Origin of the sequence: Streptomyces sp. NPDC101191 (assembly GCF_044767915.1) — a bacterium.
Taxonomy (GTDB): domain Bacteria; phylum Actinomycetota; class Actinomycetes; order Streptomycetales; family Streptomycetaceae; genus Streptomyces.
Genome location: NZ_JBIWOU010000003.1, coordinates 247,951 through 264,970, shown reverse-complemented (window position 1 = coordinate 264,970; position 17,020 = coordinate 247,951). Strand labels below are relative to the sequence as shown.

Here is a 17,020-nt window from a genome sequence, read left to right as displayed (position 1 = left end):
AGGGGGAGTGGAAGCGTTGATATTCGCCGATTCCGTGGCCGTCAAGGCCTTCGAGGAAGGGCACGAGGAACGGCTGCGGATCACCGAGGCCGGATTCGGGAGCGAACTCGTCGCCGAACGGCAGCGGGTGAAGCTCGACCGGCTGTGGGACCGGCTCGCCGACGTACCCTACTACCGCGGTCTGCCCGCGGTGGCCGAACGGGCCTTCACCGCAGCGCCGTTGACGCCCAAGGCGGCGCTCAAGGCGGACCCGGAACGGTTCCTGCGCGAGGGCGCCGGGCCGTACCACAAGTACTACGAGACCTCCGGGACGACGTCGGTGCCGACGCCGACCCCGCGGCTCGTCGAGGACACGGTGCTCAACACCGTGTCGGTGGCGTCCCTGTGGTCGCGGGTGCTGCGGCCCGGCGACCGGGTGGCCTCGCTGCTGCCCTCCGACGTGGCACCCGTCTGCGACCTGGTCGCCGGGGTGTCCGAGTACCTGGGCTGCACGATGCTGCGCTGCTACCCGTTCAGCCAGGGAATGTGCGACTGGGACCGGCTGGAGGTGCTGTTCACCCGCTACCGGCCCGAACACGTCTTCGCCGCCCCCGGCGTGCTGCTGCAGTGGACGCGGGTCCTCAAGAGCCGTGGCCGGCTCGCCGAGGTCGCCGCGGGCGTCCGCAGCCTGATGCTGCTCGGCGAGGTCAGCACCCCGCCGCTGCGGGCCCGGCTCGCCGAGCAGTGGGGCGCGCGGGTCCTCGACGCCTCGTACGGCAGCACCGAGACCGGCACCATCGCCGCGGCCTGCGAGCACGACCGGCTGCACGTGCTGGAGCACAGCCACGTCGCGGAGGTGGCCGAGCCCGGCGGGGAGCCGGTGCCGGCCGCCCCCGGCGCGCACGGCGAGCTCGTCGTCACACCGCTCAACAACCACGCCCGGCCGCTGCTGCGGTACGGCACCGGAGACCTGGTCACGGTGGGCGACGGCGCCGGCTGCGACTGCGGCGTCGCGCTGCCCGTGCTCACGGTGCACGGCCGCGACACCGACGGCGTGGCGCTCGGCGGCACCCGGCTGACCGCGGAGGCCGTGGAGCGGATCGTCTACACCACGCCCGGCGTCACCGGCTACCTCATGCAGCTCAAGAGCTCCGACCCCGGCGCCGGACGGCTGCTGCTCGAACGCGACGTGGACTTCGACAGCGCCGTCGGCACGGATCCGGACGAGCTGTGCCGTGCGGTCTCGGAGCGGTTCGCGGCCGACGGCGTGCGGTGGACGGCGGTCGCCCTGGTCGGTCAGCTCCCGCAGACCACCAAGGCCGGCGGCAGCCAGAAGAACTGGAAGCGCACCAACGTCCAGTGGGTGGACTGACCATGACCGACATCCTCGACCGGACGGTGTGGACCGAGGACGGCGGCGCCCGGCAGGGCGGCGCCGACCTGTGGTGCACCTACGCCGCGGTACGCACCGCCGGCTGGCTCGGCCTCGCCCTGCCGGGCCGGGACGCCACCGTCGCCACCCTGCTCGCCCGTCAGAACTCCGACGGCGGCTTCGCCTGGCAGAAGGGCCTGCCCTCCGACATCTGGGCCACCTACTACTGCACCCAGGCGCTGAACGACCTCGGCGCCGAGGTGCCGGAACCCGACCGCATCGCCGCGTGGCTGGCCGGCACGCAGGACCCGGACGGCGGTTTCGCCATGACCCCGGGCCAGGCCGCCGACATCTGGGCCACCTACTACGCGGCCCGCACCTACGCCGAGATCCTGGGCCGGCCCGTGCCCCGGCCCGAGGCCCTGCGGGCCTGGCTGGCGGGCAGCCAGCGGGCCGACGGCGGCCTCGGCTGGAACCCGGGCGCGAGCGAGTCCGATGCCCGGGCCTGCTACTACGGGGCGATGGCCCACCGGGCCGCCTTCGGCGACACCGCCCCGCCCTGGGACGTCCCGGCCCTGGTCGACTGGCTGCGGGAGCGGCAGACCCCCGAGGGCGGCTTCGTCTTCGACGAGTCCGCCACCGCCGCCTGCCTGTGGGCCACCTTCCGAGCGGTGCGCGCCCTGACGGCGCTCGGCGCCCGCCCGGCGCGCGAGGAGCAGTGCGTCGCGTGGATCCGTGCCCGGCAGCTGCCCGACGGCGGCTTCGTCCGCTGGGAGGGCTACGGCCACGCGGACGTCTGGGCGTGCTTCAGCGCGGTCGGCGCGCTGACCGCGCTCGGTCACGAGGTGCCGGACCCCGAGGGCGTCCGCGCGGCCCTGGTGGCGTGCGGCCTTCCCGAGGGCGGCTTCACCTACCGGGACGCGGCGGCGGCGGGCGACAGCCTGGCCACCGCGGCGGCCCTGATCCTCGCCGCCGCGGACGGGGCCGGCGCCGGGCCGGCGGAGGACGCGGGCGGGCGCCCGGCCCCGGGCGCGGGCGTGGCGACGGCCCCGGGCGCGGTGGCGCCCGGCCGGCGCGCGGCACTCGCCGGGTGGCTGCGGGCCGCCCATCTGCCGTACGAGGGCGGCGTGATGTACATGCCGGGGCGCGGTGCCGAGGTGCGCTGCACCCTGTGGGCGGCGAGCGCGCTGCGCACCGCGGACGAGCGGCCGCTCGACGCGGACCGGCTGGCCGACTGGCTGCGGCTGCTGCAGAACTCCGACGGCGGCTTCGGGTTCTGGCACGGCCGCGGTTCCGACATGGTGGCCACCGTCTCGGCGCTGGAGATCCTCGCGACCGCCGGGCGGTCCCCGGAGGGCCTGGACCTCGACGCGCTGCGCCGCTTCCTCGACGCCTGCGGTGACTCGGACGGCTACCGCTTCGCCCCCGGCGGTTCCGTCACCTGTGCGGCCACCGCGCAGGCGGTGCGCGCCCGGTACCTGCTGGGGGACCGGGACGAGGCCCGGGCCGAGGCCAAGCTCCTCGACCCCTTCCGTTCGCCGCTCGGAGGCTTCTCCGCCGTCCCCCGGCACCTGCCCGACCTGGTGTCCACCTACCAGGCCCGGCTGACGGCACAGACCCTCGGCGCGGCGGGCGACGCCACCACCGACGCCGGGGCCGACGCCGACCTGGACCGGTTCCTGGCGAAGGTCCGCCGCCCCGGCGAGGGGCACGCGTGGTCGCCGCTGGGCCGCGGTTCCGGCGGTCCGCTCGCCGACGCGCTGGGCGCGCTGCTGGAACGCGGCCGGCGGACGGACCGACCGCTGCCCGCGCTCAACCTCTGACCCCCGACCCGCCCGAGGAGCCCTCCGTGCCCACCCTCACCGTGCGCACCACGGTCACCGATCCGGTGGCGCGCCGCCGGTTCGCCAAGCACATCAGCATGTGGATGCGCGGCCGGGGCGTGGACATCACCCACGTCCTGACCGAGTTCCACACCCTGGAGCCCGACGCGGTGTTCAGCGGCCCGTTCCCGCTGGCCGCCGCGGGGCCCGAGCCGAAGCACGCCGCCCTGGTCCGCTGTGTCGTGTCCCGGGACCGGTCCCGGGAGTTCCTGGACGAGGCGGCGGCCGAGATCGCCCGCGGCCTCGCCCCGGAGGTACCCCGGGACCGGGTCTTCGTCCACTTCGAACCCATCGATCCGCTGCTGCACCACGCAGGTCCCGGGGACGCGGGTCCCCAGGGCTCCGAGAACAAGGAGACCGCCGATGTCTGACGCCGTGCCCACCCCCGAGGAGATCGCCGACCGGGTGCGGTCCGCCGTCGTGTCCGTCGTCGCCACGGAGCTGTCGCCCGCGGACGACGCCGTGGAACTGGCCCCCCGTTTCGACCGCTACGACAGCCTGGGCGTCCTCGACTGCGTCGGCGCCGTCGAGCGGGAGTTCGGGATATCGGTCGACCTGGTCGACGACGACCTGCGCAGCACCTTCGTGAGCGTGGCCGCGATCAGCGCGCTCGTGCGCCGCAAGCTCGACGACCAGTCGGTGCTGGGCGCGGCGTTCTGATGGAGCCCGGCTTCACGCCGTACCGCACGTCGGGTTCCACGGGGGAGCCGGTGACCTGGTGGCGCGGCCGCGAGCAGCTCGCGGCCGAGGCGGAGCTGCTGGCCGGGCTGTTCGCGGACGACCCGCCGGACGCGATCGTCACGCACGCCCCCGAGGAGCACCTCTTCGGGCAGTTGATGGGGGTGCTGGTGCCCCGGCTGCTCGGGGTGCCGGCGGTCCGGCTGCAGCTGCTCGACGGGCTGCCGGCCGGGCCCGTGCGGCCGCTGGTCGCGGCCGTCCCGGCGACCTGGTGGGCGCTGGAGCACGCGGGCCGTGCGCTCGACGGGTACGAGCGGGTCACGGTCGTGCACAGCACGGCGGCGCTGCCCGAGCGGGCCGCCGCGGTGTGCGCGGCCCACCCGCACCTGCGGCTGACCGAACTCCACGGTTCCACCGAGACCGGCCTGATCGGGGTGCGGCGCGGCGGCCCGGATGGCGGGGGCGCCTGGCGGCTCGCCCCGGACGTCCGCCCGGCCGGCCCGTGGAACCCCGGCGAGGAGACCCGGCTGACCGTCTCCGGTCCGCGCCTCGCCCGTACGGAACCGGACGCGCCGCTGCCGGACGCCTTCGTCCTGGACGACCTGGTGGTGCCGGTCGACTCCCGTGCGTACCGCCTGGTGGGCCGCCGTACCCGGCTGGTCAAGGTCAACGGGCGCCGGGTCAACGCCGACGCCGTCTCCAACCGGCTCCGCGCCGCCGCCCCGGGCTGCCGGCTCTCCTGGACGCCGGTGACCGACCCGCTGCGCGGCGAGTGGTACGAGATCCTGGTCGACGGCGACGCCACGGCGACCGCCCGCGTGGCGCGGGCGGTCGACACGGTCCTCGCGCCCGGCGAACGGCCCCGGCTGGTCCGCCCGGCGGTCCCGGGGCGGAGGTCCTGACCGCCGCCCGGGATCGCCGGGGTCAGGCCGCGCGGAAGTGGTGGCGGAGGAAGTCCACCAGCGCCAGGAGTTCCGGTCGGGTGTCGTCGCGGCACCAGACCAGGGCGAGGGGAGCGGTCGGCTCCGGGGTGGTGAAGTGCTTGTAGCGGACACCCTCGGCGCGCAGCAGGCGGGCCGTCGAGGCGGTCACGAAGGAGATGCCGCCGTGCTCGGCGACGGCGGCGACCAGGTGCGTGTCGTCGGGCTCCAGCCGCCAGGGCTCCGGCGGCTCCGGGTAGAGCCGGCCGACGACCGAGTCCCACAGCCCGGGGCTGAGCTCCCGGGCGACGAACACCAGCGGCTCGCCCCGGAGTTGCGCGGGCGCCACCCGGGCCGCGCCGGCCAGCGGATGGTCCTCGCGGACCACGAGCAGCACCGGCTCCTCCTCCAGCGGCAGCACGTTCCACTGGCGTCCGTCCTCCGGCCCGGGCAGCGGCGTGCGGACGAAGGCCGCGTCCACCCGCCCTTCGACGAGATGGCGCAGCTGCTGCGCGGTGCTCGCCGAACTCGCCGGCAGCCGGATCTCCGGGTGCGCCTCACGGAACGCGGTGACGGCCGCGCGCAGCGCCGCCGAGTGCACCGACGGGGTGTAGCCGAGGCGCAGTTCGACCGGAGCGGGATCCGTCAGGGTGCGGGCCAGCCGGTCGACCGTACTGGCCTGTTCGAGCAGTCGGGCGACCGGCGGCAGCAGCCGTTCGGCCGCAGCCGTGAGCCGTACGCCCCGCGGCCCGCGGACGAACAGCGGGGTGTCCAGGTGCGTCTCCAGGGACTTGATCTGCTGGGAGAGGGTGGGCTGGGAGACCCGGCAGCGCTGCGCGGCCACGCTGAAGCTGCGCTCGGTCGCGACGGCGACGAAGTACCGCCACTGGCGCAGGGTGAGCGGACCCGGCTCCGCCGGCGGAGCCGGGAGCGCGTCCGGTACCGCATCGGCGAGTCTCACCGGCCGCTCCCCCCGTCGACCGTTACCGGAGCGCGGACCGCCACCGGACCGCCGACCGCTTCCGGGCCGTCGGCCGCCACCGGGCCCTGGGGTGCGTACGCCGCCCCCGGCTCGCGGAAGTGCGTCCGCAGGCTCGCCCCGGCGGCCGCCACGGTGCCGGCGAGCGGTCGGTCCTCGGTGAGCGCAGGCATGAGGGCACGCAGTTCGGCCCAGATCCGGCCCGCCGCGGGCGTCCGCCCGGCGAGCCGCTCCCACTGGGTGATGGCGACGGCCAGCGAGCCGAGCACGAGCCAGCCGAGCCGGATGACCTCCTCGCCCGCGAGGGCGCCGTTGAGCGCCATGGGCACGTGGTCCTGGTTGCCGAGGTTGGTCGGCAGCGGGGTGAGGGTGGCGGGCAGGCCGAGCTGGCGCGCCTTGGCGACCATCGAGGTGGCGGCGATCTGGACCCCGGCGAGCCCGCTGCGCGCGCCCGGGGTGGGCGTGAGCATGGGGGGCAGGCCGCCGTTGTGGGCCGGGTCCACCAGCAGGGCGAGCTGCCGTTCGGCGAGGAAGGCGAGCTGGTGCGCGCAGAGCGTCAGCTGGTCGGAGGCGAGCCCGACGGGCAGGGCGTGGAAGTTGCCGCCGTGCCAGACCTGCCCGTCGACGACCACCGGGTTGTCGGTGCAGCCCGCCGCCTCGGTGGCCAGCACGGCGCCCTGGGCGTCGAGCTGGTCGAGCACGGCTCCGATGACCTGCGGCGCGCAGCGCAGCGAGTACGGCTCCTGGAGCGGCCGGTCCGCTCCGCGCCGTGCGTCCGCGGGCAGTTCGGCGCGGATCCACTCGGCCGCCCGCCGCTGGCCGGGGTGCGGGCGGACCCGCTGGAGCGGTTCGGCGTAGGCCTGCGGATCGCAGCCGAGCAGGCCGGCGATGTGCCCGGTGAGGGCCGCGAGGGCCCGGGCCTGCGCCACCAGTTCGAGCTGGTTGAGGACGGCCACCGCGAGGGAGACGCTGGTGCCGTTGACGAAGGCGAGGGCGGAGCGGGCCGACCAGGCGACCGGCGCGCCGCCGAGTTCGGCGATGACCTGGGCGGCCGGCGCGGCGACCGGGCCGGCGCCGGTGTCGAGCCAGGCCTCGCCCTCGCCGCCGAGGGCGAGGGCGGCGTGGGCGAGGGGGACGAGGTCGCCGCTGGCACTGAGGCTGCCCTCGCCGGGCACGACCGGGACGAAGCCGCGGCCGAGCAGGTCGGCCACCGCCTCCCAGTGGTCGGCGGACACCGCCGACCAGCCGTGCCGCATGCCCTGGAGCCGCAGCCAGACCGCCAGGACGGTGGCCTCGCGGCCGAGCGGGCGGCCTTGCCCGGTGCACAGATGGTGGACGAGCCCGAGGCCCTGGGCGGCGCCGTCGTGGTCGGCGGCATAGGCGACCAGGGGGCCGAAGCCCCGGGTGACGCCGTAGACGGACTCGCCGTCGGCGAGCCGCTGTTCGAGTGTGGTGTGTCCTTCGGCGATGCGCCGTCGGTCCTCCGACGTCAGAACGAGTCGTCGGGCTCCCAGCGCGTCCCCCGCAAGCGCGCTCAGAGTGGTCACGGCTTCGGCTGGTCCCAACCGGAGTCGTCGACGACCACCGGGTGGATGTCCCACCCCGAGTCGGCCCGGACGGAATGCCCGCCGTCCGTCGCGGGGGCGGCGCTCGGGCCGCCTGCGGCAAGCAGGCCCAGGCAGGCGGCGGCGAGGGTCGGAGCAAGCAGCGCGAGGATTATCGGCTTTCGCATCTCGAGTGTCTTTCTCTGCGTTCACAAGGAGTTCATAAATAGCGGGGTGGCCGCTGTAGAACCTTCCTCGCCCATGCTGCTTCGCCCCTCCTCCCCGGGCAAAGAAGTACCCTCTGCACAGGTGTACATTTCCCAAGTGTGAACCCCGGACATACCTGCCGAGATGTCGCTATTTGTGACACCCCACCAGGGCTATCGGCCTGTGAAGCGGCACTCGACCAGTACCGGCAGGCCCTCGTCGAGCCGTCCCTGGTAGCGGAATCAGCCCTTCCGTGTTTGCGGGAGCTGGGGCTGGTCGCGGAAAATCCCGATAATCCGGGGACGCTCCGCGCCGTCCCGCCGACCGCCGCCGCGGCGGCTGTTCTCGCCCCGCTCCAACGGCAGATCCGGGAAACCCGGGAAAAGGAGTACGCGGTCGAGTCCGCGCTGAATTCCTTTGAGTCGGTCTACGCGGAGCACCGCAGTCAGCGGGGCGAACTCTTCACCGAGCACCACGGCAGCCGGAACATCGGCAACGCCCTCGAAGAGGCCCTGAGCCGCTGCCGCACGGAGCTGATCACCGCCCAGCCCGGCGGGCGCCGCTCGCCGGAGACCCTGGCGGCGGCCCTGGAGCGGGACGGCGCCCTGCTCGCCCGGGGGGTGCGCCAGCGCACCCTCTACCAGCACGCGGTGCGCGCCCATCCCCCCACGCTCGCCTACGTCGAGCAGGTCCTCGGCCTCGGCGCCGAGGTCCGCACCGTCCCCGAGGTGTTCGAGCGCCTCATCGTCTGCGACCGCGACGTGGCCTTCGTCCCGGTCGGCGAGGACCGCGGCCGGGCCGCCCTGGAGATCCGCCACCCCGCGGTCGTCCGGATCCTGGTGCGGGCCTTCGAGCAGGTGTGGGCCCAGGCCACGCCCTTCGACCCGGCCACGACCGCACGCCCCGACATCGTGCTCTCCGAGGTCCAGCTGACCATCGTCCGGGCGATCGTCGACGGTCAGACCGACGAGACGATCGCCCGGAGGCTCGGCGTCAGCCGCCGTACGGTCGGCGACCACGTCCGCCGGATCTCCGAGGGCCTCGGCTCCCACAGCCGCGCCCAACTGGGCTACCTCCTCGCCACCTCGGGCCTGGTGACCCCGCACCCCGCGGAGGAGGACGGCGCACCCTCCTAGGCCCGCGCGGGTCAGACCCGGCCCAGCCGCTTCAGCCGGTCCACCGCCTCCTGGAGCACGTCGACGCGCTTGCAGAAGGCGAAGCGCACGAAGGGGGCGCCCTCCTCGCGGTGGTCGTAGAAGACCGCGTTGGGGATCGCGACCACACCCGCGCGCTCGGGCAGCGCCCGGCAGAAGGCGAAGCCGTCGGTCTCGCCGAGGGGGCGGATGTCGGTGGTGACGAAGTAGGTGCCGGCCGGGCGGTGCACGCCGAAGCCCGCCGCGGCCAGGCCCTCGCTCAGCAGGTCGCGCTTCGCCTGGAGCTCGGCGCGCAGCCCGTCGGTGTACGCGTCGGGGAGGCGCAGGGCCTCGGCGACCGCGTACTGGAAGGGGCCGGACGCCACGTACGTGAGGAACTGCTTGGCGGAGCGGACGGCGCTCGTCAGCTCGGGCGTGGCGGTGATCCAGCCGACCTTCCAGCCGGTGAAGGAGTACGTTTTGCCGGCCGAGCCGATGGTCACGGTGCGCTCGCGCATGCCGGGCAGGCTCGCGATCGGCACGTGCTCGGCGTCGTCGTACACCAGGTGCTCGTACACCTCGTCGGTGACGACGAGCAGGTCGCGCTCCTGGGCGAGTTCGGCGATCGCGGTCAGCTCGGCGCGGCTGAGGACGGTGCCGGTCGGGTTGTGCGGGGTGTTGAGCAGGATCAGCCGGGTCCGCTCGGTGACCGCCGCCTTCAGTTCGTCCAGGTCGAGGGCGAAGGCGCCCGCGTGCGGGCGGAGGGTGACCGGGACCCGGGTGCCGCCGGCCATCGCGATGCAGGCGGCGTACGAGTCGTAGTACGGCTCCAGGGCGACGACCTCGTCACCGGGCTCGACCAGCGCGAGCAGCGCGGCGGCGATCGCCTCGGTGGCGCCGGCGGTGACCAGCACCTCGGCGTCGGGGTCGTACGCGAGTCCGTAGCGGCGCAGCTGGTGCTCGGCGATCGCGGTGCGCAGCTCGGGGACGCCGGGGCCCGGCGGGTACTGGTTGCCGCGGCCCTCCCGCAGCGCCCGTACGGCGGCCTCGCGGATCTCCTCGGGGCCGTCGGTGTCCGGGAAGCCCTGGCCCAGATTGATCGAACCGGTCCGGGCGGCGAGCGCGGACATCTCGGCGAAGATCGTCGTCCCGAACTCCGCGAGCCGGCGATTGAGCAGCGGTCGTGTCATGCCCGCCATCCTGGGCCGAAGCTCTGGACTTGCTCAAGTGCGCTTTGGGCCCGTTCCCGTCGGGAATCCCCCTCGCAGAGAGCCCGACGAGGCTCTTTCAGCACCGTAATGACGGGGGACGGCATGGAATTCTTCGTGATCTTCGGACTCATCATCCTGGTGGTCGCCGGCTTCTCCGCGGCCGCGGGCGGGGGCAAGCGCAACCGGCGGCGGCGCCGGCGCGGTGGCTGGTCGAGCGGCTCCGGCGGCGCGAGCGGATCCTCCTCGTGCGGCGGCTTCAGCTCGTCCTGCGGCAGCTCGTGCGGGTCGTCGTGCGGCGGTGGGGGCGGCGGGGGCGGCTGCGGCGGCGGCAGCTGACGGGGCGGAGGCAACGTCCGTCGCACGCCTTTCCGTTGGGCATTTGTGGGAATCACGCGATCGATTCCGACTGAACAGTTGAACCGTGGGGCCCCCGGGGGGATGGAAACCACGTCAAGTTGGGTAAAAACGCTGTGAGCTGACCGAGGTTCATGATTCCCTCGCTGTCGAGAACATCCAGCCCTCGGACCGTGTGTGGACCCGAGCCGGCGATCCCCACTCCCGGTCGAAACCCTTCACCGGGACGCCCCCGGCCCACCCGTCAAACCGTGTTTGCGGAGCCGATCCATGCTCACCACCCTGAAGACCTCCTACACCGATACGCGCGCGGCCGACCTGGCCTGGGCGCTGGGGCGCGACCCGCTGCCCGCGCTCGCCGTGCTCGATCTCGAACTCTCCGGGGCCAAGCTGCAGTTGCGGCTCCTCGGCGCCTCCCACCAGGTCCTCCTCGAAGAAGAGGACCGCACCTGCTCGGAGACCGTGGCCTGCATGCCCGGCAGCAGCACCCCGCTGCCGCTGGGCGTGTCCAAGCGGGTCGGCGAGTGGGAGTACGAGTTCGCGGCCCGCGTCGAGACCCTCACCCAGGGCTCGTTCGCGGGGCGCGCACAGGAGTTGCTCGCACTCGTCGCCGACCATCCGCACGGCCTCGCGGGGACCTTCCCCGGCTCGCCGCACGCCTTCACGGCCATGCTGGCGCAGCGCCACGAGGGCCAGGTGCGGTGGCGCACCTGGCACGCGTATCCGCAGGAAGGGCAGTTGGTGGTGACGAGAACCCGGATCGGCGCCCGGGTGACCGCCGCGCTCTGACGCGCCGTACACGTGCCTCCGATGCACTCGTGTGGGTGACAGGCTGCGCCACAGCTGTGACGTAGCGTTACGGACATGATCGACCCGTCCGTGACCCTGCCCCTGCCGCCCAAGCGGGTGGCGCGGCCGCCCCGGCGGGCGCCGCGGCTGCCAGAGCGGCCGGGCGCGGTGCGGTATCGGGTGCTCGCGGTGGTGTTCGTCTGCGCCGCGTGCGGCCTGGTGTACGAGCTCGAACTGGTCGCGATCGCCTCCTACTTGATCGGCGACTCGGTCACCCAGGCGTCCGTCGTGCTGTCCGTCATGGTCTTCGCCATGGGCGCCGGCTCGCTGCTCGCCAAGCGGCTGCGCTGCCGCGCGGCGGTCGGCTTCGGCCTGGTCGAGGCCGGTCTGGCGCTGATCGGCGGCTGTTCGGCGATGGTGCTCTACGCGGCCTTCGCCTGGTTCGGCTCGTCCCAGTACCTCCTGGTGGCGTTCTCCCTCGCCATCGGCGTGCTCATCGGCGCGGAGATCCCGCTCCTGATGTCCCTCATCCAGCGGGCGGAGTCGGCGCGCGGCGTCCCGCACCGGCGGGAGGCGCACGACCCGGCCGGAACGGTCGCCGACCTCTTCGCCGCGGACTACGTCGGCGCACTCGTCGGCGGGCTCGCCTTCCCGTTCCTCCTGCTGCCGTGGCTCGGCCAGCTCTCCGGCGCGCTGGTCACCGGCGCGGTCAACGCCGTGGCGGGCGGCGGGCTCGTCCTGTGGCTGTTCCGCCACGATCTGACGTCCCGTTCGCGCGTGCTGCTCGTCGGCACCAACCTCTCCGTGCTGGCCGTCCTCGCCACCGCGACCGTCCTCGTCGACGACTTCGAGCAGGCCGCGCGCCGGGCGGTGTACGGCGAAAGCATCCGGGTCGCCGTCCACACCGACTTCCAGGAGGTCGTCGTCGCCGGCGAGCGCGGAGCTCCGCCCGACCTCTTCCTGGACGGGCGGCTGCGGGTCGGCGGCCGGGACGAGTACCGGTACCACGAGTCCCTCGTGCACCCCGCGATGAACGGGCCGCACGCGCGCGTGCTGATCCTCGGCGGCGGCGACGGCCTCGCCGCCCGCGAGGTGCTGCGCTATCCCGGCGTCCGGGCCGTCACCGTCGTCGAACTCGACCCTGGAGTGGTCCGGCTCGCCGAGACCGCCCCCGACCTGGCCGCGCTCAACGCCCATGCCTTCCGCGATCCGCGCGTCACCGTCGCCTACGGCGACGCCTTCAGCTGGCTGCGCGGCTCCCGCCCCGTGCAGGAACGGTACGACGTGGTGATCTCCGACCTCCCGGACCCCGGCATCACCTCCAGCGCCAAGCTCTACTCGGAGGAGTTCTACGGACTCGCGGCCGGCGCCCTCGCCGCCGAGGGGCGGCTCGTCGTCCACGCCGGTTCGGCGGCCGCCCGCCCCCGCACGTACTGGACGGTCGCCGCCACCCTCCGCGCGGCGGGCTTCGCCGCCCGCCCCTACGGCGCCACCGGCCGCACCACCGGGCTGACCGCCGGCCCCGACCGGACGGCCCGCTCCTGGGCCACGGCCGACTGGGCCTTCCTCCTGGCGACCCCCGGCCCGCGGCCGCCCGCCCTGGCCCTCCCCGCCGACGCCCCGAGCCTGCGCTCCCTCACCTCCGCCTCCCTCCCGTCCGCCGAGACCCGCGTCCGACGCACCCGCACCCCGTCGACGACCGACCTCCCCCCGTCGACACTGGTGCACCCCCGCTACTGACGAAGTCGGAGGGAAGGGTGCCGGGTCCCGAGCGGGAGTGGGGGTGCCCGGACGTGGCGGCGACCTTCCCGAGCGAAGCGAAGGGAAGCGAAGGGAAGCTCGCAGTCCGGGCACCCCCGCCCCCGCGGAGGTCCCGCCCCCGCGGAGGTCCCGCCCCCGCGGAGGTCCCGCCCCCGCGGAGGTCCCGGCCCCGAGGTCCCGGCCCTCGAAGGCCTACGGGTTTGAGGCGGCGAACCCGCAGGCTTCCGGCCTGGACACGTACGGGCCTGAGGCGGCGAACCCGCAGGGCGTCCCGGCCTGGACGCCCCCCGGGCGGGGGCACGACGAACCCGCAGGGCCCCGCGCCGCCGGCACAAACAGGCGACGGGCGTCCCCCGCCTGAGTAGGCTCGGCTTCCATGGAGCATGAGGTGTTCGTCCCGGTCCCCGCCGAGGTCCTGCGCGCGACGCTGACGGACCCCGCCCGGGTGGCGCGCTGCGTCCCCGGCTTCCAGCAGGACACCGACGGCGAGGCGGGCCCGCTCACGGGCCGGCTGAAGGTCCGCGTCGGCGCAAACACGATCACCTACCGGGGCGCGCTGCGGATCGCCGAGCGCGCCGGGCGCTTCGCCCTCGAGGGCGAGGGCACCGAGGTCCGCGGCAAGGGCACCGCGACCCTCGCCGTCACCCTCGCGCTCACCCCCGTGGCCGAGGGCACCACGATCGGCTTCACCGGGCGGGTGACGGCGGAGGGCCGGCTCGCGGACGCGGAGACCGAGGCCCGGACGGCGGCCGGGGCCCGGCTGCTCGACCGCTTCGCGGAGGCGCTGGCCGCCGTCGCGGACGTGGAGGCGGAGATCGCGGCCGAGGAGGCGGACGACGACCTCGACGCGGTGGACCTGGACGGCGTCGACGACGGCGTCGAGGAGCCGGGCGGTGCCCCGGTCTTCGACACCCCGGTCCCGCCCACGCCCCTGGACCCGCTCGCGGACGAGGATCTCGCCGACCGGGCCGGCACCGGCCGCCCCGCCGAGGCTGCACACGCCCGCCGCACCATGATCGGCCGGAGCGCCGAGGAGGTCGACCACGCCCCGCCGCGCGGCCGCTACGCCCCGGTCCCGTCCGCCGAGAGTTCCAGCGCGGGCGCGACCCTGCGTTGGATCGCCCCCGCCGCGGCCCTCGCGCTGGCCTCGGCCGTGGTCGTGAGCCGCGCGCTGCGCCGCCGCCGCTGAGGGCGCGGACGGACGAGCGGACGCCCCGCGGCCGAGCGTGCCGGACCCGCGCGCCGAGCCCGTGCCGGATCCGCGCGCGCGGACGGACGAGCGGACGCCCCGCGGCCGAGCGTGCCGGACCCGCGCGCCGAGCCCGTGCCGGACCCGCGCGCCGAGCCCGTGCCGGACCCGCGCGCCGAGCCCGTGCCGGACCCGCGCGCCGAGCCCGTGCCGGACCCGCGCCGGCCCCCTGCGCTCGCCCCGGCGACCGGCTCGCGGCGGGCCCCTGCCGGCCCCCTGCCGGGCCCGCCGACAGGCCTGAGGGCCTGTCGACCGGATCAGGCCGGATGGCCCTAGGGTCGGACCCGTGACCAATCTGACGCGACTGACGGCCGGCGACGCCGAGTTGACCATCGATCCGGAGCACGGCTGCCGGATCGACAGCCTCCGTATCGGAGGCACCGAACTGCTGCTCCAGGGAGCGCACTACGGCTGCTTCGTGATGGCGCCGTGGGCGGGCCGCACCGGGTACGGGCGTTTCCGCGACGGCGGCACCGTGCACCAACTCCCCGTCAGCGAGCACGCGGCGCCGCACGCCATGCACGGCACCGTCCGCGACGTGCCGTGGAAGACGGCTTACGCGACCGGGACGACGGCGGCGTTCACCACGGAACTGGCCGCCCCCTGGCCGTACACCGGAACGGTCACCCAGACCGTCGAGCTGACCGAGGACTCCCTCACGCTCCAGCTCGGCGTCGAGACGGCCGGGGACTCCTTCCCGGCGCAGGCCGGCTGGCACCCCTGGTTCCACCGCACCCTCGGCGGGGACGCCCGCGAGGTGGAGATCGGCTTCCACCCCGGCTGGCAGGAGGAGCGGGGCGAGGACCACCTGCCCACCGGCCGCCGGATCGACCCGGGACCGCGCCCCTGGGACGACTGCTTCGGCATGCCGGACGGCGTCGACGTGACCCTCACCTGGCCGGAGCGGCTGGAGCTGAGGATCACCAGCCGGGCCGAGTGGGTCGTGATCTACGACGAGCCGGCCGACGCGGTCTGCGTCGAGCCGCAGTCCGGTCCCCCGAACGGCCTCAACACCCATCCGCGCCTGGTCACCCCGATCGACCCCCTGGAGGTCGCGACCACCTGGCGCTGGCGCAGCCTGTGACCGGGCGGCTTTAAGCTCGTGAGCATGACTGACGTACGCGCTGAGCTGCTCCAGCAGATCAAGGACAAGGCCGTGGTGCACGGCAAGGTGACCCTCTCCTCGGGTCTTGAGGCCGACTACTACGTCGATCTGCGCCGGATCACGCTCGACGGCGCCGCCTCGCCGCTCGTCGGCCAGGTCATGCTCGAACTGACCAAGGACCTGGACTTCGACGCGGTCGGCGGTCTGACCCTGGGCGCCGACCCGGTCGCGACCTCGATGCTGCACGCCTCCGCCGGGCGCGGCGAGCGCCTGGACGCCTTCGTGGTCCGCAAGGCCGCCAAGGCGCACGGCATGCAGCGCCAGGTCGAGGGCCCGGACATCAAGGGCCGCCGGGTCCTGATCGTCGAGGACACCTCGACGACCGGCGGCTCGCCGCTGACCGCCGTCGAGGCGGCGCGCGCAGCGGGCGCCGAGGTCGTGGCCGTCGCGACGATCGTCGACCGGGCCACCGGCGCGGGCGAGAAGATCAGCACGACCGCGGGGGTGCCGTACCTCTACGCGTACGCGCTCGACGAGCTGGGGCTGGCGTAACCGGAGCTACCGCTTCGAAGTCGTGACCTAGGTCCCGGGGTCTGCCGCAAACGGCCCTGACCTGCAGTTTTGCCGAGGGGCGGGGTGTTTCACGTGAAACACCCCGCCCCTCGTCGTGCCGGGCCTGTGGGAGCCCGCACAAGAGTCTGGAAGGATGGGGTCGACGATGACGTCGCCCCCCAGGTCAGGGACAGCAACGCACACACCCGCACATCACAAGGAGCGGACGAATGCCCATCGCAACCCCCGAGGTCTACAACGAGATGCTCGACCGGGCGAAGGCAGGCAAGTTCGCCTACCCGGCCATCAACGTCACCTCGTCCCAGACCCTCCACGCCGCTCTGCGCGGCTTCGCGGAGGCCGAGAGCGACGGCATCATCCAGATCTCGACCGGTGGCGCCGAGTTCCTGGGCGGCCAGCACAAGAAGGACATGGTCACGGGCGCCGTTGCCCTGGCCGAGTTCGCGCACATCGTCGCCGCGAAGTACGACATCACGGTCGCGCTGCACACCGACCACTGCCCGAAGGACAAGCTGGACGGCTACGTCCGCCCGCTGCTCGACATCTCCGCCGAGCGCGTGGCCCGTGGTGAGAACCCGCTCTTCCAGTCGCACATGTGGGACGGTTCCGCGGAGACCCTCGCCGACAACCTGGCCATCGCCCAGGAGCTGCTCGCGAAGGCCGCCGCCGCCAAGATCATCCTCGAGGTCGAGATCACCCCGACCGGTGGCGAGGAGGACGGCGTCAGCCACGAGATCAACGACGAGCTGTACACCACCGTCGACGACGCCATCCGCACCGCCGAGGCCCTGGGCCTGGGCGAGAAGGGCCGCTACCTGCTGGCCGCGTCCTTCGGCAACGTCCACGGCGTCTACAAGCCGGGCAACGTCGTGCTCCGCCCCGAGCTGCTCAAGGACCTCCAGGCGGGCGTCGCCGAGAAGTTCGGCAAGCCCTCCCCGTTCGACTTCGTCTTCCACGGCGGCTCCGGCTCCACCGCCGAGGAGATCGCCACCGCGCTCGACAACGGCGTCGTGAAGATGAACCTCGACACCGACACCCAGTACGCCTTCACCCGGCCGGTCGTGGACCACATGTTCCGCAACTACGACGGTGTCCTGAAGGTCGACGGCGAGGTCGGCAAGAAGTCCACCTACGACCCGCGCACCTGGGGCAAGCTCGCCGAGGCGGGCATGGCCCAGCGCGTCGTCGAGGCCTGCGCCGCGCTGCGCTCGGCCGGCCAGAAGCTGAAGTAAGCGGCTGAGGCAAGCACCGTTGTGTGACGGGCCCGGCGCCACGAGAGTGGT

17 protein-coding genes are annotated in these 17,020 nt (G+C 74.3%); 13 read left to right on the top strand and 4 right to left on the bottom strand.

From position 1 onward, the window contains the following. The first annotated feature begins 16 nt into the window (after positions 1 to 16). From ACIRQF_RS14355 to ACIRQF_RS14335, 5 genes are read left to right on the top strand one after another with little or no spacing between them, the layout of a single operon-like run. Complete coding sequence (locus ACIRQF_RS14355) at positions 17 to 1,351, top strand: phenylacetate--CoA ligase family protein (RefSeq protein ID WP_404092132.1); 1,335 nt, start codon at positions 17 to 19, stop codon at positions 1,349 to 1,351. A gap of 2 nt (positions 1,352 to 1,353) precedes the next feature. Next, on the top strand, positions 1,354 to 3,174 hold the full coding sequence (locus tag ACIRQF_RS14350) for a prenyltransferase/squalene oxidase repeat-containing protein (protein WP_404092129.1): 1,821 nt from the start codon (positions 1,354 to 1,356) through the stop codon (positions 3,172 to 3,174). A gap of 26 nt (positions 3,175 to 3,200) precedes the next feature. Then, positions 3,201 to 3,605, top strand: a complete 405-nt coding sequence (locus ACIRQF_RS14345; RefSeq protein ID WP_404092126.1) for a hypothetical protein — start codon at positions 3,201 to 3,203, stop codon at positions 3,603 to 3,605. After that, positions 3,598 to 3,894, top strand: a complete 297-nt coding sequence (locus ACIRQF_RS14340; protein WP_376626959.1) for an acyl carrier protein — start codon at positions 3,598 to 3,600, stop codon at positions 3,892 to 3,894. Before ACIRQF_RS14345 ends, ACIRQF_RS14340 begins: the two co-directional genes overlap by 8 nt. Next, positions 3,894 to 4,814 carry a hypothetical protein gene (locus ACIRQF_RS14335; protein WP_404092122.1) on the top strand — a complete coding sequence of 307 codons (921 nt, stop codon included), beginning with the start codon at positions 3,894 to 3,896 and terminating at the stop codon, positions 4,812 to 4,814. The genes ACIRQF_RS14340 and ACIRQF_RS14335 overlap by 1 nt, the downstream gene beginning before the upstream one ends. 22 nt (positions 4,815 to 4,836) lie before the next feature. Here the strand turns inward: ACIRQF_RS14335 and ACIRQF_RS14330 are convergent, their stop codons facing one another. From ACIRQF_RS14330 to ACIRQF_RS14320, 3 genes are read right to left on the bottom strand one after another with little or no spacing between them, the layout of a single operon-like run. Then, positions 4,837 to 5,793, bottom strand: coding sequence for a LysR family transcriptional regulator (locus ACIRQF_RS14330; RefSeq protein WP_404092119.1), 957 nt, complete (start codon positions 5,791 to 5,793; stop codon positions 4,837 to 4,839). Then, positions 5,790 to 7,358 (bottom strand): aromatic amino acid lyase, encoded by a 1,569-nt coding sequence (locus ACIRQF_RS14325; protein ID WP_404092117.1) that lies wholly within the window; start codon positions 7,356 to 7,358, stop codon positions 5,790 to 5,792. The genes ACIRQF_RS14330 and ACIRQF_RS14325 overlap by 4 nt, the downstream gene beginning before the upstream one ends. Further along, positions 7,355 to 7,543, bottom strand: a complete 189-nt coding sequence (locus ACIRQF_RS14320; RefSeq protein ID WP_376626951.1) for a hypothetical protein — start codon at positions 7,541 to 7,543, stop codon at positions 7,355 to 7,357. The genes ACIRQF_RS14325 and ACIRQF_RS14320 overlap by 4 nt, the downstream gene beginning before the upstream one ends. Positions 7,544 to 7,819: 276 nt before the next feature. Here ACIRQF_RS14320 and ACIRQF_RS14315 point away from each other — a divergent pair, with 276 nt between their 5' ends. Beyond that, positions 7,820 to 8,698, top strand: coding sequence for a LuxR C-terminal-related transcriptional regulator (locus ACIRQF_RS14315; protein WP_404092114.1), 879 nt, complete (start codon positions 7,820 to 7,822; stop codon positions 8,696 to 8,698). An 11-nt stretch (positions 8,699 to 8,709) separates the two neighbouring features. Here ACIRQF_RS14315 and ACIRQF_RS14310 read toward each other — a convergent pair whose 3' ends face one another. Continuing rightward, positions 8,710 to 9,894: a pyridoxal phosphate-dependent aminotransferase gene (locus tag ACIRQF_RS14310; RefSeq protein WP_404092112.1), complete on the bottom strand. Its 1,185-nt coding sequence runs from the start codon at positions 9,892 to 9,894 to the stop codon at positions 8,710 to 8,712. A gap of 114 nt (positions 9,895 to 10,008) precedes the next feature. Between ACIRQF_RS14310 and ACIRQF_RS14305 the strand changes: the two genes are divergently transcribed. The 7 genes from ACIRQF_RS14305 to fbaA all read left to right on the top strand — a co-directional run bounded on the left by ACIRQF_RS14305 (position 10,009) and on the right by fbaA (position 16,969). Continuing rightward, positions 10,009 to 10,242 carry a hypothetical protein gene (locus tag ACIRQF_RS14305; protein WP_382476961.1) on the top strand — a complete coding sequence of 78 codons (234 nt, stop codon included), beginning with the start codon at positions 10,009 to 10,011 and terminating at the stop codon, positions 10,240 to 10,242. A 288-nt stretch (positions 10,243 to 10,530) separates the two neighbouring features. After that, positions 10,531 to 11,049 (top strand): DUF2617 family protein, encoded by a 519-nt coding sequence (locus ACIRQF_RS14300; RefSeq protein ID WP_376626867.1) that lies wholly within the window; start codon positions 10,531 to 10,533, stop codon positions 11,047 to 11,049. Between the two features lie 75 nt (positions 11,050 to 11,124). Continuing rightward, entirely contained in the window at positions 11,125 to 12,789 is a 1,665-nt protein-coding gene (locus ACIRQF_RS14295) for a polyamine aminopropyltransferase (protein WP_404092108.1), read from the top strand. Positions 12,790 to 13,186: 397 nt separating this feature from the next. Further along, the gene (locus ACIRQF_RS14290; protein ID WP_389750793.1) at positions 13,187 to 13,999 is read left to right on the top strand and encodes an SRPBCC family protein; all 813 of its coding nucleotides are present in this window, start codon (positions 13,187 to 13,189) and stop codon (positions 13,997 to 13,999) included. Between the two features lie 346 nt (positions 14,000 to 14,345). Then, entirely contained in the window at positions 14,346 to 15,143 is a 798-nt protein-coding gene (locus tag ACIRQF_RS14285) for an aldose 1-epimerase (protein WP_404092106.1), read from the top strand. 24 nt (positions 15,144 to 15,167) lie between these two features. Then, positions 15,168 to 15,716 carry an orotate phosphoribosyltransferase gene (gene pyrE / locus ACIRQF_RS14280; protein WP_376626859.1) on the top strand — a complete coding sequence of 183 codons (549 nt, stop codon included), beginning with the start codon at positions 15,168 to 15,170 and terminating at the stop codon, positions 15,714 to 15,716. Between the two features lie 230 nt (positions 15,717 to 15,946). Further along, positions 15,947 to 16,969, top strand: a complete 1,023-nt coding sequence (gene fbaA / locus ACIRQF_RS14275) for a class II fructose-bisphosphate aldolase (protein ID WP_376626857.1) — start codon at positions 15,947 to 15,949, stop codon at positions 16,967 to 16,969. Positions 16,970 to 17,020: the final 51 nt, after the last annotated feature.